Raw genomic sequence first — 22,067 nt, 5'->3', positions numbered from 1 at the left:
AGAATACTATGGCAAGAGATTTTTCTTTGAAAAACACTCGTAATATCGGTATCATGGCTCACATCGATGCTGGTAAAACTACTACTACTGAACGTATTCTTTATTACACAGGCCGTATCCATAAAATTGGTGAAACACATGAAGGTGCTTCACAAATGGACTGGATGGAACAAGAGCAAGAGCGTGGTATTACAATCACTTCTGCTGCGACTACTGCACAATGGGATGGTCACCGTGTAAACATCATCGATACACCAGGACACGTAGACTTCACAGTTGAAGTTGAACGTTCATTACGTGTACTTGATGGTGCTGTAACTGTTCTTGATGCGCAATCAGGTGTTGAACCTCAAACTGAAACAGTTTGGCGTCAAGCTACAACTTACGGAGTACCTCGTATTGTATTCATTAATAAAATGGACAAAATGGGTGCTAACTTTGAATATTCAGTTGGTACACTACATGAGCGTTTACAAGCAAATGCTCACCCAATTCAGTTACCAATTGGTGCGGAAGACGATTTCAACGCTATTATTGATTTAGTAGAAATGAAATGTTTCCAATACACTAATGACTTAGGTACTGAAATTGATGAAATTGAGATTCCAGAATCTCATAAGCAACAAGCTGAAGATGCTCGTGAAGCTTTAATTGAAGCTGTTGCTGAATCAAACGACGATTTAATGGAAAAATACTTAGGTGGAGAAGAAATCACAATTGATGAGCTTAAAGCGGCTATCCGTCAAGCTACTTGTGACGTTGAATTCTACCCAGTATTATGTGGTACAGCATTCAAAAACAAAGGTGTTCAATTAATGTTGAACGCTGTTATTGACTACTTACCATCACCATTAGATGTTAAACCTATTATCGGACATAGAGTTGATAACGAAGATGAAGAAGTAATTGCTAGACCTGATGACTCAGCGCCATTCGCTGCATTAGCGTTTAAAGTTATGACTGACCCATTCGTAGGTAAATTAACATTCTTCCGTGTTTATTCTGGTACAATGGAATCTGGTTCATACGTTAAAAACTCTACTAAAGGTAAACGTGAACGTGTAGGTCGTATCCTACAAATGCACGCTAACTCTCGTGAAGAGATTTCAACTGTATATTCTGGTGACATTGCAGGTGCTGTTGGTCTTAAAGACACTGCTACTGGTGATACTTTATGTGATGAAAAAGATAACATTATCTTAGAATCAATGGAATTCCCAGAGCCAGTTATTCACTTATCTGTTGAGCCTAAATCAAAAGCTGACCAAGATAAAATGACTAACGCATTAGTTAAATTACAAGAAGAAGATCCAACATTCCATGCACACACTGACCATGAAACTGGACAAGTTATCATCGGTGGTATGGGTGAATTACATCTTGATATTTTAGTAGACCGTATGAAACGTGAATTCAAAGTAGAATGTACTGTTGGTGCTCCAATGGTATCTTACCGTGAAACGTTCAAAGAATCTGCACAAGTTCAAGGTAAATTCTCTCGTCAATCAGGTGGACGTGGACAATATGGTGATGTTCATATTGAATTCACACCTAACGAACAAGGTGGCGGCTTCGAATTCGAAAACGCTATCGTCGGTGGTGTAGTTCCTCGTGAATACATTCCATCAGTTGAAGCTGGTCTTAAAGATGCTATGGAAAACGGTGTATTAGCTGGATATCCATTAGTTGATGTTAAAGCTAAACTATATGATGGTTCATATCATGATGTCGATTCATCTGAAATGGCCTTCAAAGTTGCTGCATCATTAGCACTTAAAGAAGCAGCTAAAAAATGTAACCCTGTAATCTTAGAGCCAATGATGAAAGTTGAAATCGTTATGCCTGAAGAATACATGGGAGACATCATGGGTGACGTAACAAGTCGTCGTGGACGTGTTGAAGGTATGGAAGCACGCGGTAACGCTCAAGTTGTTCGTGCATTTGTTCCACTTTCAGAAATGTTCGGTTACGCTACAAACTTACGTTCTAACACTCAAGGTCGTGGTACTTATACTATGGTATTTGACCACTACGAAGAAGTTCCTAAATCAATTTCTGAAGAAATTATCAAGAAAAACAAAGGTGAATAATACATTCGCTTTAATAAATTGATTTTTTCATCAAAATGATTTATAAATTAACTATAGGTTATCCTCATGATGGTGAGTAACCATCATGAGGCTTAAATAAAAAATAATTTTTAATATGAATAGGAGAGATTTCATAATGGCTAAAGAAAAATTTGATCGCTCAAAAACACATGCCAATATTGGTACTATCGGTCACGTTGACCATGGTAAAACTACTTTAACAGCTGCTATCGCAACTGTATTAGCAAAACGTTCTGGTGACGGAGAAGCTCGTTCTTACGACCAAATCGATAACGCTCCAGAAGAAAAAGAACGTGGTATTACAATCAATACTTCACATATCGAATACGAAACTGAAAAACGTCACTATGCGCACGTTGACTGCCCAGGACACGCTGACTATGTTAAAAACATGATCACTGGTGCTGCTCAAATGGACGGCGGTATCTTAGTAGTATCTGCTGCTGACGGTCCAATGCCTCAAACTCGTGAGCACATTCTTTTATCACGTAACGTAGGTGTTCCTGCATTAGTAGTATTCTTAAACAAAGTTGACATGGTTGACGATGAAGAATTATTAGAATTAGTTGAAATGGAAGTTCGTGACTTATTATCTGAATATGACTTCCCAGGCGACGACGTTCCTGTAATTGCTGGTTCAGCATTAAAAGCATTAGAAGGCGACGAAGCTTACGAAGACAAAATCATGGAATTAATGGATGCTGTTGATACATTCATCCCAACTCCAGAACGTGACTCTGACAAACCATTCATGATGCCAGTTGAGGACGTATTCTCAATCACTGGTCGTGGTACTGTTGCTACAGGCCGTGTTGAACGTGGTCAAATCACTGTTGGTGAAGAAGTTGAAATCATCGGTTTAACTGAAGAATCTTCTAAAACAACTGTAACTGGTGTTGAAATGTTCCGTAAATTATTAGACTTCGCTGAAGCTGGAGATAACATCGGTGCATTATTACGTGGTGTTGCTCGTGAAGACGTTAACCGTGGTCAAGTATTAGCTAAACCAGGTTCAATCACACCTCACACTAAATTCAAAGCTGAAGTTTATGTATTATCTAAAGACGAAGGTGGACGTCATACTCCATTCTTCACAAACTACCGCCCACAATTCTATTTCCGTACTACTGACGTAACTGGTGTAGTTAACTTACCAGAAGGTACTGAAATGGTTATGCCTGGCGACAACGTTGAAATGGACGTTGAATTAATTTCACCAATCGCTATTGAAGACGGTACTCGTTTCTCAATCCGTGAAGGTGGACGTACAGTTGGATCAGGCGTTGTTACAATCATCGAAGCTTAATTCGATATTGAACAAACTTGATTAAACAAATTTAAAGCCGAGACATTAAGTTGTCTCGGCTTTTTTTATGGTTTATTTTTCTAATTCATCACTATGTTCAATAATAGATAAGAATAATTTGACGCTATTTTGTAATGCTTGTTCATCTAAATCGAATTTTGGATGGTGATGCGGATAAGTCGCTTTAAGTGCTTCATTACCTACACCAGTAAAGAAATATGTTCCTGGAACATGTTGTAAGAAATAACCAACATCTTCGCCACCTAAAGAAGGAGGGAAATCGAATGCTTCATCAACTGAATCAATTTCTGATGCAAGTTTTTTAGCCCATTCTGTTTCTTTCTCATGATTTACTACAGGCGGATAACCGTCGTGATATTTCAAATGGCATTTAACACCATAGCTTGATTCGATACCGTTTAATATGCCGTTCAAACGTTCTTTAATTTGATCTTTAACGTATGGTAAATATGTTCTAATTGTTCCAGATAATTGAACTTTATCCGCGATAACATTGAACGCATTACCACCTTTAAATGTGCCGAACGTTACGACAGCCGATTCTAAAGGATCAACTGTTCTTGAAACGATACTTTGTGCTTGGACAATCAATGAAGATGCAGCAACGATAGGATCTTTAGCTAGTTGTGGCATAGCACCATGTCCACCTAATCCTTGTATATCAATTTCAAATGAATCAGCTGCAGCATACGCTGGTCCAGAACAAAATCCAACTTTATTTGCGTCAATATGACTTGCTGTATGTGTTCCGAAGACATAATCCACACCATCAAGTGCACCGGCTTCTACCATCGCTTTAGCGCCACCAGGAAGTGACTCTTCAGCATGTTGATGGATTAATACGACATTCCCATGAATATCTTGCTCGTGCTTTTTAAGTATTTTTGCAGTGATGAGTAAACTTGCCGTATGCGCATCATGACCACAAGCATGCATCACACCATCGACCTTAGATTTATAAGGTACATCTTTTTCGTCTTGAATAGGTAATGCATCAAAATCAGCTCTTAATGCAATCGTTGGTCCTTCATGTCCACCGTTTATATAACCTAATAAGCCGTTACCACCGACATCTCTTTTAACTTCGATTCCAAGGTTTTCAAGATAATCAGCTATGTATTTCTTTGTATTTTCTTCTTGAAAAGAAAGTTCGGGATGTTGATGTAAATGTCTTCTAATTTCTATTAATTCATCCATATATTGATTAACTTCAGTCGTTAATGTCATGAATATCATTCCTTTCCATAAACTTAAATGTTGTGAGTAAGAAGATACGTACAGCGTTTATTAAGCCTTGCTCATCAATATCAAACTTAGGATGATGATGAGGGAAGTCAGCTTTGAAATGTTCGTTTCTCGTGCCTGTATAGAAAAATGCACCAGGAACACGCTGTTGATAATAAGAAAAATCTTCTCCACCCAAACTTGCTTCTAATTCTACGAGTTCTTCAACGCTATCAATCTCTTTGGTCGCTTCTAATATAAGATCAGTTTCCCGTTCCGTGTTAATTACGGGTGGATACCCTTTACTATATTTCAAGTCGTAAGTAACATCAGTAGAAGTCGCAATGCCTTCTAATACTTTCTTAAAGCCTTCTATGACACTTGTCTGTGTGTCCGAGTCGAAAGTCCTAATCGTCCCACCAATTTTACATGTATCTGGTATGACGTTATTCGTTTCTCCAGCATTAAACATTGTAATGGATAGAACGGCAGGAGAGAGTGCACTTGTTTTACGTGAAACAATGTATTGTAAATCGTTACATAATTGTATACCTGCAGCGAGTGGATCAATCAATTGATCAGGATGTGCAGCATGTCCACCTCTACCTTTCAAAGTAATCCAAAAATCATCTGGGATACCTGTCGTTGTACCGTATTTATAGCCGATTTTACCAACATCTAAATGACTAGATACATGTTGTCCGATAATCGCATCAACACCTGTTAAACACCCATCAGCAATCATTTGAATGGCACCACCAGGATCGACTTCTTCAGCATGTTGATGAATAAAGACGACACGGCCATTAATTTCATCTTTATGTTCGGATAAAATTTTCGCAGTCATTAGCAATACAGCCGTATGGGCATCGTGACCACAAGCATGCATGACGCCATCAACAGTTGACTTGTAAGGTACTTCCTTTTCATCTTGGATAGGTAATGCATCAAAATCAGCTCTAATCGCTAATGTAGGACCTTCTTTATCTTTATTTAATGTACCTACAACACCACGTCCACCGACTCCTTCACGAACGTCAATACCTAATTCTCTTAAGTAATGTGCAATATAAGCAGGTGTCTTCACTTCTTCAAAAGATAATTCCGGATTCATATGTAAATATCTTCTGATTTCAATCATTTCATCATAATAGTCTTCAACTTTTTGTAATAAAATATTTTTCATTCTTATAGAACACCTTCTATCTCAAGTACTTGAATAAACATTTGTGTCGTCGTCTTCATCGCTTCTTCGTCTAAATCAAACATAGGATGATGATGAGGGGCAGTTGAGCCTTTATCTTCATTACCGCTACCTGTTAGGAAGAAACAACCTGGACGATTAAGTAAGTAGTATGAGAAATCTTCACCAATCATCATAGGAGGGATGTCTTCATAAGTTAAATCTAAGCGCTCAGCAGCTTCTTTAACCACTTCATATTGTTCTTTGTGGTTGACGACTGTAGGATAACCTCTACGGTATTCAAAGTCATAAGTCGCGTTATTTGCTAAACAAATCCCTTTTAAAATACGTTCAAGCTCAGCTTCTATTGTGTCTTTAACTTCTGGTTTAAACGTTCTAACTGTACCCGCTAAAGTAGCTGTATCACTTATAACATTAAAAGCAGTACCCGCATCTACTTTCCCAACTGTAATAACTCCTCTGTCAATTGGATCTATATTTCGAGAAATAATTTTTTGGATGCTAGAAATATATTCTGCAACGATTACAATTGGATCGATTGATGTATGAGGTTTAGCGCCGTGACCACCTTTACCTTGAATGGTTACTTCAAAGTAGTCAGGTGATGCCATCATTTCATTAGGACGTGTCTTAATTGAAGATGTTTCATGACCGCTCCAAAAATGGTTTCCATAAACTTTATCGACACCTTCTAATGCACCATCATCAACCATTGGGCTAGCACCGCCAGGACTTAATTCTTCTGCATATTGAAAAATAAAAACAACATTCCCTTTAAGCAAATGTTGATGTTCATGCAGTATTTCACAGAATGTTAAGAGTGTAGCGGTATGACCGTCATGACCACATGCATGCATAACACCATCCACAGTCGATTTATAAGGTACGTCTTTTTCATCTTGAATAGGTAAAGCATCAAAATCTGCGCGAAATGCAATCGTTTGACCAGGTTCGTTCCCTTTTAATTTAGCGACAATGCCACGTTCCCCGACTGGCGCTTTAATCTCTAATTTATCTAATTTCTTTAATTCAGATAAAATAAAATCATGAGTTTTCTCCTCATGATAGGATAGTTCAGGATTTTTGTGCATATGTCTTCTGATGTCTACAAGTCGATCGAATTTTTTATCTACTTCTTCTTTCCAATTAACCATTAATAAACCTTCTTTCAGTTCTTTAAAAATATAATATGATAATTGTAGCAAAATTTATAGAAAATTTAAACAATTCAATTTGAGATGATAACGCTTAATTCTTTGATTTTGATGTGTTATGATTGAGAAAAAGTGCTAAAGGAGAAGGTTTAAATGGTACAAACATTAGATTCATTCTTACAAACAAATCTAAATGAATTAAAAGACAATGGCCTATATAACGAGATTGATGTCGTTGAAGGTGCAAATGGTGCTGAAATCACAATTGGAGGTAAAAGTTACATTAACTTATCTTCAAATAACTATCTTGGATTAGCAACAGATGAAGATTTAAAGAAAGCTGCTAAAGATGCAATTGATTCTCACGGTGTAGGTGCGGGGGCAGTACGTACAATTAATGGTACGTTAGACTTGCATAGAGAACTTGAAGAAACTTTAGCTCAGTTCAAAGGTACTGAAAGTGCAATCGCATATCAATCAGGCTTTAACTGTAACATGGCTGCCATCTCAGCTGTTATGAATAAAAATGATGCAATCTTATCTGATGAATTAAACCATGCTTCAATTATTGATGGTTGTCGTTTATCTAAAGCGAAAATTATTCGTGTTAATCATTCAGATATGGATGATTTAAGAGCGAAAGCTAAAGAAGCGGTTGAATCAGGTCAATATAATAAAGTTATGTACATTACAGATGGCGTATTCTCAATGGATGGAGACGTAGCGAAATTACCTGAAATTGTAGAAATTGCTGAAGAATTTGGTTTAATCACATATGTTGATGACGCGCATGGTTCTGGTGTAATGGGTAAAGGTGCAGGAACAGTTAAACATTTCGGACTTCAAGACAAAATTGATTTCCAAATCGGAACACTTTCAAAAGCAATTGGTGTTGTAGGTGGTTATGTAGCTGGTACTAAAGATTTAATAGACTGGTTAAAAGTTGCTTCAAGACCATTCTTATTCTCAACTTCATTAGCACCTGGAGATACTAAAGCTATTACAGAATCAGTGAAAAAATTAATGGCTTCTACAGAATTACATGATAAATTATGGGATAATGCTAATTACTTAAAAGAAGGCTTAAAAGCAAAAGGCTTTGATATCGGTCATTCAGAAACACCAATTACACCTGTAATTATCGGTGAAGAGAAAAAAGCTCAAACATTTAGTAAGAGATTAATGGACGAAGGTGTGTATGCGAAAGCAATCGTATTCCCAACAGTTCCAAGAGGCACTGGCCGTGTAAGAAATATGCCAACAGCCGCTCATACTAAAGAGCAACTAGATCAAGCAATTGATATTTATGAAAAAATCGGTAAAGAATTAGGATTACTATAATTAATATTTCATCAAGCGCATGGGACAAATGAATACGTCCCATGCGCTTTTAATTTATAACGATTGAGGCGACAGTTTGTAACAGAACTTGCGTGTTTTGTAATTAAAGGTGCCGTTAGTAACAAATCTCCATACTTTTGTAACGAAATGTACCGAAACTAACATTTTATTCTCGACTTATGTATTACAATACGATTGTTTTTTGTATAAGGTAACTTTATTTATCAATAGTATGTACTTCTGAAGTATACAAAACGCTAAAAATATAGTAAAATATCATTGAAGAAAGCGTTTTTGTATTTCTTGAGCGTACAAATGAACATTTCAACAATACAGGAGGATTTAAAATGAAAAAGATAATAATCACTGGGGCGTTAGGACAAATAGGGACAGAATTAGTTATAAAGCTAAGAAATAAATATGGTAATGAAAATGTATTAGCGACTGATATTAGAGAACCAGAAAGTGACAGCGAAATTAATAATGGACCATTTGAAATTTTAGATGTTACAGATCAAGAAAGATTTCATGAATTAGTTAAAAACTTCAATGCAGATACTTTAATGCATATGGCGGCATTACTTTCAGCAACTGCTGAAAAGAATCCACTATTCGCTTGGAATTTAAATATGGGTGGATTAGTAAATGCACTTGAAATAGCACGTGAATTCGATATGCAATTCTTCACACCAAGTTCAATCGGTGCGTTTGGACCAAATACACCTAAAGATATGACACCTCAAGTTACAATTCAAAGACCAACTTCAATGTATGGTGTAAATAAAGTAGCTGGGGAATTATTATGTGACTATTACTACACGAAATTTGGCGTAGATACTAGAAGTATGAGATTTCCTGGGTTAATCTCTTACGTTAAAGAACCAGGTGGCGGTACAACTGATTATGCAGTGGAAATTTATTTCAAAGCTATCAGAGAAGGAAGATACGATAGCTATATAGATAAAGGTACATTTATGGATATGATGTTCATGGATGATGCTATTGATGCAATTATTAAATTGATGGAAGCGGATAGTTCACGATTAATTAACCGTAATGCATACAATGTGAGCGCAATGAGTGTTGATCCTGAGACGATTAAAGCTGCTATCCAAAAACATATGCCTGATTTCGAATTAGGTTATGATGTGGATCCAGAAAGACAAGCAATTGCTGATAGCTGGCCAAATTCAATTGATTCAACTTGTGCTAAAGAAGAGTGGGATTTCTCACCAGCTTATGATTTAGAAAAAATGACATCATTAATGCTTAAAGCCATTGAAGAAAAAGATAATTTAGCTAAACAGTAATTTTATTGTGTATATTTTTTAAATTTTCCAAAAATTCATTGAATAACGCCTCTATGACTGATATACTTGATAACATTAATTATTAATTAGCCTAGGAGGAATCATTATGACAGAAACATTTTACGTAGAAAAGCGTGAACAGCTTAAAGAGAAACCGGATTTTTCAAATTTGGTCTTTGGCGAAATCTTTACTGATTATATGCTATCTATGTCATATAAACAGGGTGAAGGCTGGTCAGAGCCTAAAATAATTCCATATGGGCCGATTACGTTGTCACCAAGTGCACAAGGTCTTCATTATGGACAAACAGTGTTCGAAGGAATGAAAGCATATAAAGATGGTGATGAAGTTACGTTATTCAGACCTGACCAAAATTTCAAGCGAATTAATTTATCTTTAAAAAGACTTGAAATGCCTCAAATCGATGAAGAAAAAGTGTTGAACGGCTTATTACAACTTATTGATTTAGAGCGCGATTGGATCCCAAGTGGAGAAGGACAATCCTTATATGTTAGACCATTTGTATATGCAACTGAACCATACTTAGGTGTGCGTTCTTCTACGGACTACGAATTTTTAGTAATACTTTCTCCAGTAGGCGCTTATTACGGTGATGATCAAATGAAACCAACAAGTATATATGTTGAAGATGAATATGTACGTGCTGTAAGAGGTGGCGTTGGATTTGCTAAATGTGGTGGTAACTACGCAGCAAGTTTAATCGCGCAAACACGTGCTAATGAACTTGGATTTGATCAAGTATTATGGTTAGACGGCGTTGAACAAAAATACATCGAAGAAGTCGGAAGTATGAATATATTCTTCGTCATCGATGGCAAAGTTGTAACACCTGAGTTGAATGGTAGTATTTTACCAGGTATTACGCGTAAAACAGTTCTCGAACTTGCTCGAGAGTTAGGTTATGAAACTGAAGAGAAACGATTATCTATTGATGATATTATAAATGCCCATCATGACGGTCGTTTAACAGAAATTTTCGGGACAGGAACTGCAGCAGTTATTTCTCCAGTAGGATTCCTAAAATACGAAGAAGCTGAAATAACAATTAATAATAATGAAATCGGTCCGGTTACTCAAACGTTATTTGATGAATATACAGCAATCCAAACAGGTAAGAAAGAAGATAAACACGGTTGGAGAGTTGTCGTAGGACAAGAAAGCCACATTGAAATTGTTTAAATAAATTCAATAATAAGAAGAGAGTCTGAGACAGTATCTGTAGCAGACTCTTTTTTAAAGGAGTAAAGTGATGATTAAATGGTTATTATTTGATAAAGATGGGACATTGCTTAAGTTTGATGAAACATGGTCTGAGATATCACTTGTGATGATTGATCGCTTTGTTGAGAAATATCATATAGAGCAACAACAAGCATTACAAGAAGCGTTAGGATATGTAGATGGACAATTTCTATCAAGTGGTATATTAGCATCAGGAACATTAGCTGATATCGTACGTGTGTTTGCAAAATTTGCAGAAAATGCTGATCCAAAAGAAATTGAAGACTGGACAGTACAACTAAGCAAAGATTTAATCGAAGAGTACGAGCCAGAAACCATCGTTATAGAAGGAATGGTAGAAACATTAACAGCATTTAAAGAGAAATCATACCAAATCGCAATTATAACAAGTGATGATATCGACGGGACAAATCGATTTATTCAAGATGCAGGTGTAGGTCATATAATAGATGAAAAAATAACAGCATCTATTAACGGTTATCAAAAGCCAAATCCTAAAATGGTAGAAGAATTTTATGAAAAATGGAACGTATCACCAGATGAAATTGTGATTATAGGTGATACACCAACTGACATACAAATGGGTAAGAACGCTCACTTCAAGAAAGTTATTGGCGTTCTGAGTGGTACGGGTAATAAAGAAGATTTATCAGATGCAGACTTTATTTATCAAGATATTAATGAATTTTACGCACAAGAAGCGGAATGGAGTAAATAAAATAAAAGGCCATAAATATGCTTATAACAGCATGTTTATGGCCTTTTTATTATTTTACGCGTGTATCGATTGAACGGTGTGTCTCAATGACATGCGCAATTTTATCTATAATATGGATAATGGAATCTGGATCTTCGTATAAGTCATAGTCGTTAATATTTACACGTACAACTGGACATTCTGTAAAATTATTAATCCAATTATCATAACGTGAGAATAATTTTTTCCAGTATGCTTCATCTGTTTCGATTTCCATTTGACGTCCACGTCTTTGGATACGTTGAATGACGTCATTATAGTCACATTCTAAATAGATTAATGCGTCTGGTTTAGGAAAGTAAGGCGTCATAACCATTGCTTCAAATAATTCTCTATACGTCGCATAATCTTCTTCAGTCATTGTGCCTTGTTCTTCGTGCATTTTAGCAAATATATCAACGTCTTCATATATTGAACGGTCTTGAATAAATCCGCCACCATATTCGAACATTCTTTTTTGTTCTTTAAAGCGTTCTGCTAAAAAGTAAATTTGTAGATGAAAGCTCCAACGTTCAAAGTCGTGATAAAATTTTTCTAAATAAGGGTTGTTATCGACTTTCTCAAAAGAAGTCTTGAAGTTTAGTCGTTCGCTAAGTGCTTGTGTTAAAGATGATTTTCCAACACCAACAGTACCAGCAATTGTGATGATAGCATCATTTGGTATGACTTTATTTGTCATGTATAATCTCTCCAATCAAAGGTTGTAATAAGTTTAAGACTTGTTGATAATCTGCGGTGTTATTCACGAAATCTAAATGAGAAGTATCGATTTGAATCGCATCAATTTCATTTTTTACTTCTTCATAAAATTGATTATAGTCACGTTTAAGTTGAGCTAAATAATCATTTTCAATTTGAGTTTCGTATGATCTATTTCGATGGGCAATTCGTTGTTGAAGTACTTCGAGGGATGCATCGAGAAAGATAATTTGGTCAGGCATGCGAATATCTTCAGTTAAGATATCATAAATTCTACTAAATTTATCAAATTCAGTTTCATTTAATGTGTTTTTAGCGAAAATCTTATTTTTAAAGATATGATAGTCGCTCACAATACCGTTAATATTTTCTAAATCGGTTAACTGTTTGTAACGATGACACAAGAAGAACATTTCGGTTTGAAAGCTCCATTTAGAAATATCGTCATAAAAATCACTTAAATATGGATTCTCATCAACAATTTCAAATTCTTCAGTGTAATAGAGCGCTTCAGCAAGCTTTTTCGTTAAAGAGCTTTTCCCGACGCCGATTGGTCCTTCAATTGCGATAAAGGTTTTTTTCATATATATCTCTCCAGATGTTAAAATAGACATACTTATTCTATCACAAATTAAACGGAGTGAAATGTAGCGTGCATGAAAAATATATGAAACTTGCAATTGAAGAAGCAAAAAAAGCTTGGGCAATGGATGAAGTACCGATTGGCGCAATAATTGTTTATAAAGATGAAGTAATTGGCAGAGGACATAATTTAAGAGAACATGATCAAAGCCCTGTAGCGCACGCTGAAATGATTGCGATACAAGAAGCGGCCAAGTACCTTAATTCATGGCGTCTCGAAGAGACAACATTATATGCTACGTTAGAGCCTTGTGTTATGTGTTCAGGCGCTATTGTTATGAGTAGAATTCCTCATGTCGTATACGGCGCGACAGATTTAAAAGGCGGTTGTAGTGGTAGCTTAATGAATTTAATAGAAGATACACGCTTCAATCATCGAGCTACAGTTGAAAGAGGGATACTCGAACAAGAATGTGGTGACATGTTACGAACATTTTTTAAGGAAAAAAGGATTTTAAAAAAACAAATTAAGCAGAATAATACAGATTCATAGAGATTATTACTGTTATTTGTTAAAATTTATGTTGAATATAAAGAAAAGAGGTTACTTTCATGATTAAGTTAATCGCAACAGATATGGATGGTACTTTATTAAACGCTGCACATGAAGTTTCTAATGAAAATTATGAAGCAATAAAGTATGCACAATCTAAAGGGATAACTGTCGTTATAGCTACGGGTAGAGCATTTTATGAAGCAAACAGTCCAATTGAAAAAACAGATTTAACATTACCATATATTTGTTTAAATGGTGCAGAAGTAAGAGATGAAGAATTCAACATCGTTCATACATCTAAATTAACGCGTCCATTAATCAATAAAATTACAGGCGTCTTAAATAAAGAAGATATTTATTATCAAGTATATACAAACTTCGGTATATATACAGAAGACCCAGAAAAAGATTTAGAAATATACGTTGATATCGCTGAAAAAGCAGGTCAAAAAGCAGATGTTAAAAAAATTCGTGCCAACATTCAAAGTAGAATTGACAACGGTACTTTAAAAACTGTCGATAGTTACGATGAAATCGAAAATAGACCAGGCGAAATCATTTTGAAAATATTGGCCTTCGCGAGTGACTTAACTAAAATTGATAGAGCTAAAGCTGAAATTTCAGAATCAAAAAGTTTAGCTGTATCTTCTTCATCAAGAGGGAATATCGAAATTACGCATTCAGATGCTCAAAAAGGTATTGCTTTAGAAGAAATAGCAAATCAATTAAACATTCCAATGTCAGATGTAATGGCAATTGGTGATAATTTAAATGACGTTTCTATGTTAGAAAAAGCAGGATATGCAGTTGCCATGGAAAATGGTGCACCCGAAGTTAAAGAGATAGCAGATTATGTTACAGACACTAATGAACATAGTGGTGTAGGTAAAGCGATTATACATGCACTCAAAGATTATGACCGCTAAAACATCGTCCAAAAGAATGATTTTTCTATAAATTTGAATTCATAGTTTTTTTGTATGTTATAATGGTCGGTAATGATAATCATTAAAATTTTGAGGTGACAACATTGAAAGTATTACTTATTGTAGGTAGCGCAAAACAATATTCACATACACATGCACTAGCACAATTTGTTCGAGGTAATTTAGAAGAACAAGGTGCGGAAGTAACATTGTTTGATTTATATGATAAACAAATACCGTTTTTAGATGTATCAGGCAAGCATTTAAATGACGAACGCGTTAAAGATAATGTAAATGAATTACGTGAGAAAGCTGAAGACGCCGATGCAATTATTATCGGTACACCAAATTATCACGGTTCATATTCAGGGATACTGAAAAATGCATTAGATCATTTAACGATGGATCAATTTAAAATGAAACCTGTAGGCTTAATATGTAATAGTGGTGGTATGCGCAGTACAGAACCATTATCACATTTACGTATTATTATGAGAAACTTATTAGGTATTGCAGTGCCAGTCCAAATCTCAACACAAGATGCAGACTATGGTAAAACAGAAGACGGCACATATTATGTAGATGTAGATGATATTAAATTACGCGTTAAATTATTTACAGAACAAATCACAAAATTAATACAAAATAACCCGTGGATTGAAACAGAAGAAGTAAATTCATAATAAGAGGAGAGCAACAGCTTAGGCTGTTGCTCTTTTCTTTATAGAGAATGGTGGGAATATCGGGCTGGGGTGAGGAATATAGACCGATATGGAAAATTATCGGTCCAGAAACGAGAAATATGGACCGATAAGAAAAATTAACGATCCAAAAACGGGAAATATGGACCGATAAAATAAATTATCGACCCGAAAACAGGATTTACAGGCCGATAAATAAAAATATCGACCCGAAAACAGGATTTCCAGGCCAATAAAAAAAATTTATCGACCCGAAAACGGGATTTCCAGGCCGATAAAATAAATTATCGACCCGAAAACGAGATTTCCAGGCCGATAAATAAAAATATCGACCCGAAAACGGAATACCAACTTATACAACATCACAAACGACCATAATAATGTATAATTACCTTATTATAATAATATGGACTTTTGATAACTTGATGATTAAGCAATAATAGGGGGTATCACCATGGAATATTCAATAAAGAGAATACCTAACAATGAGGATTTACAAAAGTTATATTTAAGTGTCGGTTGGGATGTATATGTAAAGAATAATGAAGATATGACGGTGCTATTAAAAAATACTTGTTACTTTGTAACTGTATGGGATAATGATCAATTAGTTGGATTGACTAGAATTATAAGCGATGATCATTCAATTGCATATGTACAAGATATTCTTATAGATCCTGATTATCAAGGTAACGGAATAGGTAGCAAACTTTTAAATATGATTAAAGAACGATTTAATCATGTCAGACAAGTTGTATTAATGACGGACACATCAGAAAAAACTATCAATTTTTATGAAAAGAATGAGTTACTGTCATTAGATAAATATGGCTGTACTGCTTTCATGAAGATCAACCAATAGCCCTCCCGCATCCACAACCAAAAAACGGACCGACTTTTCTACGTCGGTCCGTTCTCTATTTAAATTACTTAGTATATTTTAATCTTGCGAATGCGTCGTGTTGATGTATAGATTCTTCGTTTCGGCATTCGATTTCAAATCCTTGAATCCATTCTAATTCTACTAAATCAGCTGCTACCAATCTAATTAAATCTTCTACAAATCTTGGATTCTCATATGCTCTTTCTGTTACGGCTTTTTCGTCAGTTCGTTTCAAGATTGGATATAACATTGAACTTGCGTTAGCCTCCATACCGTCTAATACAATATCTTTATAGTTATCTGGTAGGCTTACTTCTGGATCTAAATCAATTAGGACTGTGATAATACCACGCTGATTATGAGCGGAGTATTCACTAATTTCTTTAGAACATGGGCATAACGTTGTTACAGGTACTTCTATACCTAAAGATTTCTTTGTTATTTTATCTTCTGAAACGGATAAGATATATCTAATATCTGCATGACCGACTGCCTTTTGGTTTGTAACTGGGCTAAAGCGGTTAAAGAACCATTTTGCTGTTACATCTACTGATGCAGTATTTTGAATCATTGCAGTTTGTAGTGTATTTAATAATGTTGTTAGATGATCGAAATCTAGTTTTACACCGTTATCATAATGTTTTTCAACACTTTCGATAATACGGCTCATATTAATACCTTTTTCGTCTTGATTTAAACTAGTTGAAAATTCGAAGTTTCCAACTGTTTGAAAATCATCAATTCTTACAGGGTAAATTAAGTTCTTGATACCAACATGTTCAATTTCGAACAGGAAATCTTTCTTAGAGCTTTGTAAATCAGGCATCTTTTCTTTTTCAGTTGGTTTCGTACCTTTAATAGGGTCAACTGAACCGAAATATTTCCAGCGCGCTTCACGTGTTGATAAATCTAATTGTGTCATTCACATTGCCTCCACTATCTATTCAATATGATATGTCCAGAAATGTTCTGTCTTCATCCACATATCTTTAGCCGCTTCACCTTCTTGAGTATTTGAAGCAAGGTTTTGTAACATTGGACCTGTTTGAGACGCATGAGCTTTAAGGACTTTCATCTTGCGTTCTTCGTATCCAGTAATATCTATATTAATATCCGGTTCTCCTAAATCGCTGTATGTGTCATTACTAAATGCCACAAGGTGTAATTTAGGTCTTGCTGATGCTTCCATACGACTGACTGTTCTTACAACTGATTCTGCAGTTGCTTCATGGTCGGGGTGAACGGAATAACCAGGATAGAATGAAATAATCAATGATGGGTTAAGTTCATCTATTAATGATTTTACCATATTATCTAATTCATCTTTAGGTTCAAATTCGATTGTTTTATCTCTATAGCCCATTTTTCTTAAATCCGTGATACCGATCGCTTCAGCTGCTGCATCTAATTCACGTTCTCTTATAAATGGTAAAGATTCACGTGTAGCAAAAGGTGGGTTACCTAGGTTACGGCCCATTTGTCCTAACGTTAAACACGCGTAAGTTACAGGTGTACCATTGTCCACGAACTTACTTAATGTACCAGATGTTCCAAATGCTTCGTCGTCTGGATGTGGAAAAATAACTAATACTTGTCTTTCGTCATTCATTGTATTCACCTCTTAATCCTTGAAAGGATTGCTACTAATTTCTAAAGTTGCAGCAAGTTGTCCTTCATAATTTAGTCCCGCTATTAATAGTTCGTTATTTTCAGTTACTTCATAATGTGTTAATCCTTGAACATAAACCCAACCGTTGTTGTCTAATTTTAAACCAACACGATAAGGTTCTTTATTACCGCCCGTTAAATGTGCGTGTGTAAAAGTAACTTGAATATTTCTTAAAAATGTACCAGCATTAAATACTTTGCTATCAAAATGGTTTGCATAAGCACCATTTGTTGTTTCTACATGGAGATAAACTGGCTTATTTTCATATTCCGATATTAGTGATTGTACTTGATCTACTTGAATTAATTCCATGCCTTTCACTCCTCATAGTATATACTTTACTATTCTACTAAATTCTTGAGTAAATTTATATACATTCTGCTCACAAGTTATGATTTATTGTCTTGAAGTATGACGTCTCTCGTATGCTGATAAAGATTCATATTATCTTGTCGCTCTAACAATATATAACTGACAACATCAATCAAGAAATGTGCTGAAATTTGTGTGTTAATGAATTGTTTATCGTTCACTCTCGTTTGATCAATCGTCATGATGACAATGTCAGAATAAGCAGTCAGTTCACTGCCAGCATAGTTTGTAATCGCAATAACAGTTGCCCCTTGAGATTTAGCAATTTTAGCAGCATTAATGAGTTCTTCTGTCTTGCCACTATTAGAAAAAGCAATTAACGCATCATTTCGATTTAATAGCGAAGCACCAATTTTCATTTGATGCGCATCAGTTACAGAACTTCCAGCTATGCCCATTCTCATCGTTCGATAATAGAATTCAGTTGCTGTTAAACCAGAACTCCCTAAACCTGCAAAAAGCGTTTGACGACTATTAGTTAAAATATCAATCAGTTGATTAATTTTATCGTTAGATATAAATTCACCAGTTTGTTGTATAAGCGTTTGATGATATTCGTGGATTCTTTTAATGAGTGGAACGTTTTGAATATCCGTCTTCTCATAAGTTTGTTGAATATTGAACTTCATATCTTGAAAATGTTGATAGTTCAATTTATGACTAAATCTTGTAATGCTAGAAGTTGATACACCAATTGCATAAGCTAAAGAAGTAATTGTTGAAAAATGATCGCCAACTGGATGATCGAGTATGAATCTAGCAATCTTTTCATCAGACTTTGTGAAAAGGTATGAAAATTGTTGAATACGATTTTCAAAATTCATGAAGGACACCTCAATTTATAGAATAAATAACATTATAATTGAAAATATTTTTCAAAACAAATAATAAAGTTGACTATAATTTTCACGGTGTTATATTTAGGGTAAATAGGGAGGTAGGTGTTCGAATGAGTAAAATTTTTGATAAAGCACAGCAATTCGGGAAATCATTTATGTTACCCATAGCAATTTTACCTGCAGCAGGGTTGTTATTAGGTATCGGGGGTGCTTTAAGTAATCCAAACACAATTAAAGCATATCCGATTTTAGACGTAGATTTATTACAGTACATATTTATTTTAATGTCATCAGCGGGGAATATCGTTTTTGCGAATTTACCAGTATTATTCGCAATCGGGGTTGCGATAGGCTTAGCAAGAAGTGATAAAGGTACAGCAGGTTTAGCAGCAATGTTAGGATTCTTAATTATGAATGCGACGATGAACGCATTATTAACGATTACGGATAATGTTGCAGCACCAGAAGAGTTAGCTAAAGCAGGACAAGGTATGGTACTAGGTATTCAAACTGTCGAAACAGGTGTGTTCGGTGGGATTATCGTCGGTATTATGACTGCCATGCTACACAATAAATATAACAAAATCACATTGCCACCGTTCTTAGGATTCTTTGGTGGATCGAGATTCGTACCGATTGTAACGTCAATTGCGTCAATCGTACTAGGTGTTATTTTGTTCTTTGTTTGGCCAACGATTCAAGGTTGGATATTCAATGCGGGTGGTCTTGTTAATAAAACGGGTGTTATCGGGACGTTTATTTATGGATTTATATTACGTATGCTTGGGCCATTTGGCTTACACCATATATTCTACTTACCATTCTGGCAAACTGCACTTGGTGGTACGATGGAAATTAACGGGAAAATCATTCAAGGGACTCAAAATATCTTCTTTGCACAATTAGGAGATGCAGATTTAACACATTATTATTCAGGTATTTCTAGATACATGTCTGGTCGTTTTATTACAATGATGTTCGGGTTGCTTGGTGCAGCTTTAGCAATTTACCACACAGCTAAACCAGAGAAGAAAAAAGTAGTAGGGGGCTTAATGCTTTCTGCAGCATTAACATCATTCTTAACAGGTATTACAGAACCACTTGAATTTAGTTTCTTATTCATAGCACCAGTATTATATGTTATCCATGCAATATTTGATGGTTTAGCATTTATGATGGCTGACATATTTAACATCACTGTCGGTCAAACCTTTAGTGGCGGATTCATTGATTATATCCTCTTCGGTGTGTTACAAGGGAATAGTAAGACGAACTATTTATTAGTCATTCCTATCGGTATAGTTTGGTTCTTCTTATACTATGTAACATTTAGATTTTTAATTACGAAATTTAACTTTAAAACACCAGGACGTGAAGATAGTGAAGCTGTGCAAACTGTTGAAGCAAGTGAACGTGCCGAAACAATTATTAAAGGTTTAGGTGGAAAAGAAAACATAGATACAGTTGATTGTTGCGCAACAAGATTACGTGTAACGATTAATGATGAACATTTGTTCAACGAAGATCTCATTAAGACGACAGAATCTAGAGGGATCGTTAAAAAAGGAACGGGTATTCAAATCATTTATGGTCCGCATGTTACGACTATAAAAAATGAAGTAGAAGAAGCATTAGAAAATCAATAAGGAGTGTTTTTATAAATGTTACCACAAGGATTAATCGTGTCATGTCAGGCTTTACCGGATGAACCATTACATTCATCTTTTATCATGAGTAAGATGGCATTAGCTGCATCTCAAGCAGGTGCTAAAGGTATTAGAGCGAATACTAAAGAAGATATTATCGCTATTAAAGAAGAAATTGATTTACCTGTAATCGGAATTGTAAAACGTGATTATGAAGGTTCAAAGGTATTTATCACAGCAACTTCAAAAGAAGTCGATGAATTAATTGAAAGTGGTTGTGAAGTCATTGCGTTAGATGCGACTAAACAAGAAAGACCAAAAGAATCACTTGAAGAACTTGTATCATATATTAGAGAGAAAGCGCCAAATGTTGAAATTATGGCAGATGTCTCTGATTTAGAAGAAGCCATTCAGGCAGATAAATTAGGTTTCGACTATGTTGGTACAACTTTAAGAGGCTACACAGAATATACAAAAGGTCATGTATTATACGAAAATGATTTTCAATTTTTAAAAGATGTATTAGACAATGTTAACGCAAAAGTAATCGCAGAAGGAAACGTTATTACTCCTGAAATGTTTAAACGTGTAACAGAATTAGGTGTACATTGTACAGTCGTAGGTGGAGCTATTACGAGACCTTTAGAAATAGCGAAAAGATTTATAAAAGAAATAGAGGGATAATTATGCAAATCATAAATTTAGGATCTAAAGAGGAAGCATGTCACTATGTTGCGAATGAGTTATTAAAGCAAATTATTTCAAATAAAAAAAGTGTACTTGGATTAGCAACTGGTGGAACGATGGTTCGTGTATACGAACAACTTGTGAATCTGATTAGAATTAATGAAATTGATTTGAGTGAAATCACGACATTTAATTTAGATGAATATATTGGTATCGATTATGATCATCCAGAAAGTTACTACACATATATGCATGACGTGCTCTTTAATCATTTACCATCTTGGAACGAATCACGTATACATTTACCAAACGGTTCGGCAGAAGATTTAGAAGCAGAAACAAAACGTTATGAAGCATTATTAGATCAAGAAGGACCAATAGATGTTCAAATTCTTGGTATTGGAGAAAATGGTCATATTGGTTTCAATGAACCAGGAACTTCATTTGATAGTTTGACAAGTATTGTTGATTTAACAGAGTCTACAATAGAAGCGAATAGTAGATACTTTGAAACGATTGAAGAAGTCCCAGAGCAAGCCATTTCTATGGGTATTCAATCTATTATGAAAGCTAAACGTATTATTCTATTAGCTTATGGACCGAAGAAAGCAGAAGCAATTAAACGATTACTAACTGGTGACATTACAACGGACTTACCTGCTTCTGTTTTGTATAATCATCCTAATGTGGAAGTTATACTAGATAATAATGCGTATTTAAGTGAAGAAGACGACATATAGAGTAATAAGTCGTAGTAAAAATTCACTTGAATGATGATACTCTTTAAAGTACAATTACAACTGAGATTAGCCTCA

General features: G+C 35.2%; 22 protein-coding genes. 13 read left to right on the top strand and 9 right to left on the bottom strand.

What is annotated here, in order from left to right:
* The first annotated feature begins 8 nt into the window (after positions 1-8).
* Both fusA and tuf read left to right on the top strand, forming a co-directional pair.
* On the top strand, positions 9-2,090 hold the full coding sequence (gene fusA / locus LQ675_RS05230) for an elongation factor G (protein WP_048541359.1): 2,082 nt from the start codon (positions 9-11) through the stop codon (positions 2,088-2,090).
* Between the two features lie 136 nt (positions 2,091-2,226).
* The gene (gene tuf / locus LQ675_RS05225; RefSeq protein WP_048541361.1) at positions 2,227-3,417 is read left to right on the top strand and encodes an elongation factor Tu; all 1,191 of its coding nucleotides are present in this window, start codon (positions 2,227-2,229) and stop codon (positions 3,415-3,417) included.
* Positions 3,418-3,489: 72 nt separating this feature from the next.
* Here the strand turns inward: tuf and LQ675_RS05220 are convergent, their stop codons facing one another.
* From LQ675_RS05220 to LQ675_RS05210, 3 genes are read right to left on the bottom strand one after another with little or no spacing between them, the layout of a single operon-like run.
* Complete coding sequence (locus LQ675_RS05220) at positions 3,490-4,665, bottom strand: M20 metallopeptidase family protein (protein WP_048541362.1); 1,176 nt, start codon at positions 4,663-4,665, stop codon at positions 3,490-3,492.
* The gene (locus LQ675_RS05215; RefSeq protein WP_058610903.1) at positions 4,649-5,848 is read right to left on the bottom strand and encodes an amidohydrolase; all 1,200 of its coding nucleotides are present in this window, start codon (positions 5,846-5,848) and stop codon (positions 4,649-4,651) included. Before LQ675_RS05215 ends, LQ675_RS05220 begins: the two co-directional genes overlap by 17 nt.
* 2 nt (positions 5,849-5,850) lie before the next feature.
* On the bottom strand, positions 5,851-7,020 hold the full coding sequence (locus LQ675_RS05210; RefSeq protein ID WP_058590875.1) for an amidohydrolase: 1,170 nt from the start codon (positions 7,018-7,020) through the stop codon (positions 5,851-5,853).
* 153 nt (positions 7,021-7,173) lie between these two features.
* On the opposite strand from LQ675_RS05210, the gene LQ675_RS05205 reads away from it, so the two are divergent.
* The 4 genes from LQ675_RS05205 (at position 7,174) to LQ675_RS05190 (ending at position 11,653) form a co-directional block, all read left to right on the top strand.
* A complete protein-coding gene (locus LQ675_RS05205) occupies positions 7,174-8,361 on the top strand; it encodes a glycine C-acetyltransferase (protein WP_048541367.1) in 1,188 nt (395 codons plus the stop codon).
* A 347-nt stretch (positions 8,362-8,708) separates the two neighbouring features.
* Positions 8,709-9,671, top strand: a complete 963-nt coding sequence (locus LQ675_RS05200) for an L-threonine 3-dehydrogenase (protein WP_048541369.1) — start codon at positions 8,709-8,711, stop codon at positions 9,669-9,671.
* Positions 9,672-9,777: 106 nt separating this feature from the next.
* On the top strand, positions 9,778-10,872 hold the full coding sequence (locus LQ675_RS05195) for a branched-chain amino acid aminotransferase (protein ID WP_048541371.1): 1,095 nt from the start codon (positions 9,778-9,780) through the stop codon (positions 10,870-10,872).
* A 70-nt stretch (positions 10,873-10,942) separates the two neighbouring features.
* A complete protein-coding gene (locus LQ675_RS05190) occupies positions 10,943-11,653 on the top strand; it encodes an HAD family hydrolase (RefSeq protein ID WP_107610799.1) in 711 nt (236 codons plus the stop codon).
* 49 nt (positions 11,654-11,702) lie between these two features.
* Here LQ675_RS05190 and LQ675_RS05185 read toward each other — a convergent pair whose 3' ends face one another.
* On the bottom strand, positions 11,703-12,371 hold the full coding sequence (locus tag LQ675_RS05185; protein ID WP_107610798.1) for a deoxynucleoside kinase: 669 nt from the start codon (positions 12,369-12,371) through the stop codon (positions 11,703-11,705).
* Positions 12,361-12,975, bottom strand: coding sequence for a deoxynucleoside kinase (locus LQ675_RS05180; RefSeq protein WP_239726540.1), 615 nt, complete (start codon positions 12,973-12,975; stop codon positions 12,361-12,363). The genes LQ675_RS05185 and LQ675_RS05180 overlap by 11 nt, the downstream gene beginning before the upstream one ends.
* Before the next feature lie 68 nt (positions 12,976-13,043).
* On the opposite strand from LQ675_RS05180, the gene tadA reads away from it, so the two are divergent.
* The 4 genes from tadA (at position 13,044) to LQ675_RS05160 (ending at position 16,018) form a co-directional block, all read left to right on the top strand.
* The gene (gene tadA, locus LQ675_RS05175) at positions 13,044-13,526 is read left to right on the top strand and encodes a tRNA adenosine(34) deaminase TadA (RefSeq protein ID WP_255307816.1); all 483 of its coding nucleotides are present in this window, start codon (positions 13,044-13,046) and stop codon (positions 13,524-13,526) included.
* A 59-nt stretch (positions 13,527-13,585) separates the two neighbouring features.
* Positions 13,586-14,455 (top strand): Cof-type HAD-IIB family hydrolase, encoded by an 870-nt coding sequence (locus tag LQ675_RS05170; protein WP_048541384.1) that lies wholly within the window; start codon positions 13,586-13,588, stop codon positions 14,453-14,455.
* 104 nt (positions 14,456-14,559) lie between these two features.
* Positions 14,560-15,138 carry an NADPH-dependent FMN reductase gene (locus tag LQ675_RS05165; RefSeq protein ID WP_048541386.1) on the top strand — a complete coding sequence of 193 codons (579 nt, stop codon included), beginning with the start codon at positions 14,560-14,562 and terminating at the stop codon, positions 15,136-15,138.
* 472 nt (positions 15,139-15,610) lie between these two features.
* Positions 15,611-16,018 carry a GNAT family N-acetyltransferase gene (locus LQ675_RS05160; RefSeq protein ID WP_239726541.1) on the top strand — a complete coding sequence of 136 codons (408 nt, stop codon included), beginning with the start codon at positions 15,611-15,613 and terminating at the stop codon, positions 16,016-16,018.
* Between the two features lie 64 nt (positions 16,019-16,082).
* On the opposite strand, the gene folE2 is transcribed toward LQ675_RS05160, so the two are convergent.
* The 4 genes from folE2 to LQ675_RS05140 form a co-directional block, all read right to left on the bottom strand.
* Positions 16,083-16,961 carry a GTP cyclohydrolase FolE2 gene (folE2, locus tag LQ675_RS05155; protein WP_048541390.1) on the bottom strand — a complete coding sequence of 293 codons (879 nt, stop codon included), beginning with the start codon at positions 16,959-16,961 and terminating at the stop codon, positions 16,083-16,085.
* Positions 16,962-16,979: 18 nt separating this feature from the next.
* Complete coding sequence (gene bshB2, locus LQ675_RS05150; RefSeq protein WP_037589936.1) at positions 16,980-17,648, bottom strand: bacillithiol biosynthesis deacetylase BshB2; 669 nt, start codon at positions 17,646-17,648, stop codon at positions 16,980-16,982.
* A 12-nt stretch (positions 17,649-17,660) separates the two neighbouring features.
* Complete coding sequence (locus LQ675_RS05145; RefSeq protein WP_025904884.1) at positions 17,661-18,020, bottom strand: YojF family protein; 360 nt, start codon at positions 18,018-18,020, stop codon at positions 17,661-17,663.
* 77 nt (positions 18,021-18,097) lie between these two features.
* Positions 18,098-18,904 (bottom strand): MurR/RpiR family transcriptional regulator, encoded by an 807-nt coding sequence (locus tag LQ675_RS05140; RefSeq protein ID WP_075577621.1) that lies wholly within the window; start codon positions 18,902-18,904, stop codon positions 18,098-18,100.
* Between the two features lie 125 nt (positions 18,905-19,029).
* Between LQ675_RS05140 and LQ675_RS05135 the strand changes: the two genes are divergently transcribed.
* Genes LQ675_RS05135 through nagB form a run of 3 tightly spaced genes read left to right on the top strand, consistent with a single transcriptional unit; the run spans position 19,030 to position 21,992 of the window.
* Positions 19,030-20,565 carry a PTS transporter subunit EIIC gene (locus tag LQ675_RS05135; RefSeq protein WP_048541395.1) on the top strand — a complete coding sequence of 512 codons (1,536 nt, stop codon included), beginning with the start codon at positions 19,030-19,032 and terminating at the stop codon, positions 20,563-20,565.
* A gap of 15 nt (positions 20,566-20,580) precedes the next feature.
* Positions 20,581-21,249: an N-acetylmannosamine-6-phosphate 2-epimerase gene (locus LQ675_RS05130; RefSeq protein WP_048541398.1), complete on the top strand. Its 669-nt coding sequence runs from the start codon at positions 20,581-20,583 to the stop codon at positions 21,247-21,249.
* A gap of 2 nt (positions 21,250-21,251) precedes the next feature.
* Positions 21,252-21,992, top strand: coding sequence for a glucosamine-6-phosphate deaminase (gene nagB / locus LQ675_RS05125; protein ID WP_048541400.1), 741 nt, complete (start codon positions 21,252-21,254; stop codon positions 21,990-21,992).
* Positions 21,993-22,067 lie beyond the last annotated feature (75 nt).

Origin of the sequence: Mammaliicoccus sp. D-M19 (assembly GCF_022386695.1) — a bacterium.
In the GTDB taxonomy this organism is placed as follows: domain Bacteria; phylum Bacillota; class Bacilli; order Staphylococcales; family Staphylococcaceae; genus Mammaliicoccus; species Mammaliicoccus sciuri.
The sequence above is the reverse complement of the archived record's forward strand: the minus strand, read 5'-3'. Positions and strand labels throughout refer to the sequence as shown.

Coding starts and splice junctions, on each gene's coding strand:
- fusA (WP_048541359.1), top strand. CDS start 9: ATGGCAAGAGATTTTTCTTTGAAAAACACTCGTAATATCGGTATCATG.
- tuf (WP_048541361.1), top strand. CDS start 2,227: ATGGCTAAAGAAAAATTTGATCGCTCAAAAACACATGCCAATATTGGT.
- LQ675_RS05220 (WP_048541362.1), bottom strand. CDS start 4,665: ATGACATTAACGACTGAAGTTAATCAATATATGGATGAATTAATAGAA.
- LQ675_RS05215 (WP_058610903.1), bottom strand. CDS start 5,848: ATGAAAAATATTTTATTACAAAAAGTTGAAGACTATTATGATGAAATG.
- LQ675_RS05210 (WP_058590875.1), bottom strand. CDS start 7,020: ATGGTTAATTGGAAAGAAGAAGTAGATAAAAAATTCGATCGACTTGTA.
- LQ675_RS05205 (WP_048541367.1), top strand. CDS start 7,174: ATGGTACAAACATTAGATTCATTCTTACAAACAAATCTAAATGAATTA.
- LQ675_RS05200 (WP_048541369.1), top strand. CDS start 8,709: ATGAAAAAGATAATAATCACTGGGGCGTTAGGACAAATAGGGACAGAA.
- LQ675_RS05195 (WP_048541371.1), top strand. CDS start 9,778: ATGACAGAAACATTTTACGTAGAAAAGCGTGAACAGCTTAAAGAGAAA.
- LQ675_RS05190 (WP_107610799.1), top strand. CDS start 10,943: ATGATTAAATGGTTATTATTTGATAAAGATGGGACATTGCTTAAGTTT.
- LQ675_RS05185 (WP_107610798.1), bottom strand. CDS start 12,371: ATGACAAATAAAGTCATACCAAATGATGCTATCATCACAATTGCTGGT.
- LQ675_RS05180 (WP_239726540.1), bottom strand. CDS start 12,975: ATGAAAAAAACCTTTATCGCAATTGAAGGACCAATCGGCGTCGGGAAA.
- LQ675_RS05170 (WP_048541384.1), top strand. CDS start 13,586: ATGATTAAGTTAATCGCAACAGATATGGATGGTACTTTATTAAACGCT.
- LQ675_RS05160 (WP_239726541.1), top strand. CDS start 15,611: ATGGAATATTCAATAAAGAGAATACCTAACAATGAGGATTTACAAAAG.
- folE2 (WP_048541390.1), bottom strand. CDS start 16,961: ATGACACAATTAGATTTATCAACACGTGAAGCGCGCTGGAAATATTTC.
- bshB2 (WP_037589936.1), bottom strand. CDS start 17,648: ATGAATGACGAAAGACAAGTATTAGTTATTTTTCCACATCCAGACGAC.
- LQ675_RS05145 (WP_025904884.1), bottom strand. CDS start 18,020: ATGGAATTAATTCAAGTAGATCAAGTACAATCACTAATATCGGAATAT.
- LQ675_RS05140 (WP_075577621.1), bottom strand. CDS start 18,904: ATGAATTTTGAAAATCGTATTCAACAATTTTCATACCTTTTCACAAAG.
- LQ675_RS05135 (WP_048541395.1), top strand. CDS start 19,030: ATGAGTAAAATTTTTGATAAAGCACAGCAATTCGGGAAATCATTTATG.
- LQ675_RS05130 (WP_048541398.1), top strand. CDS start 20,581: ATGTTACCACAAGGATTAATCGTGTCATGTCAGGCTTTACCGGATGAA.
- nagB (WP_048541400.1), top strand. CDS start 21,252: ATGCAAATCATAAATTTAGGATCTAAAGAGGAAGCATGTCACTATGTT.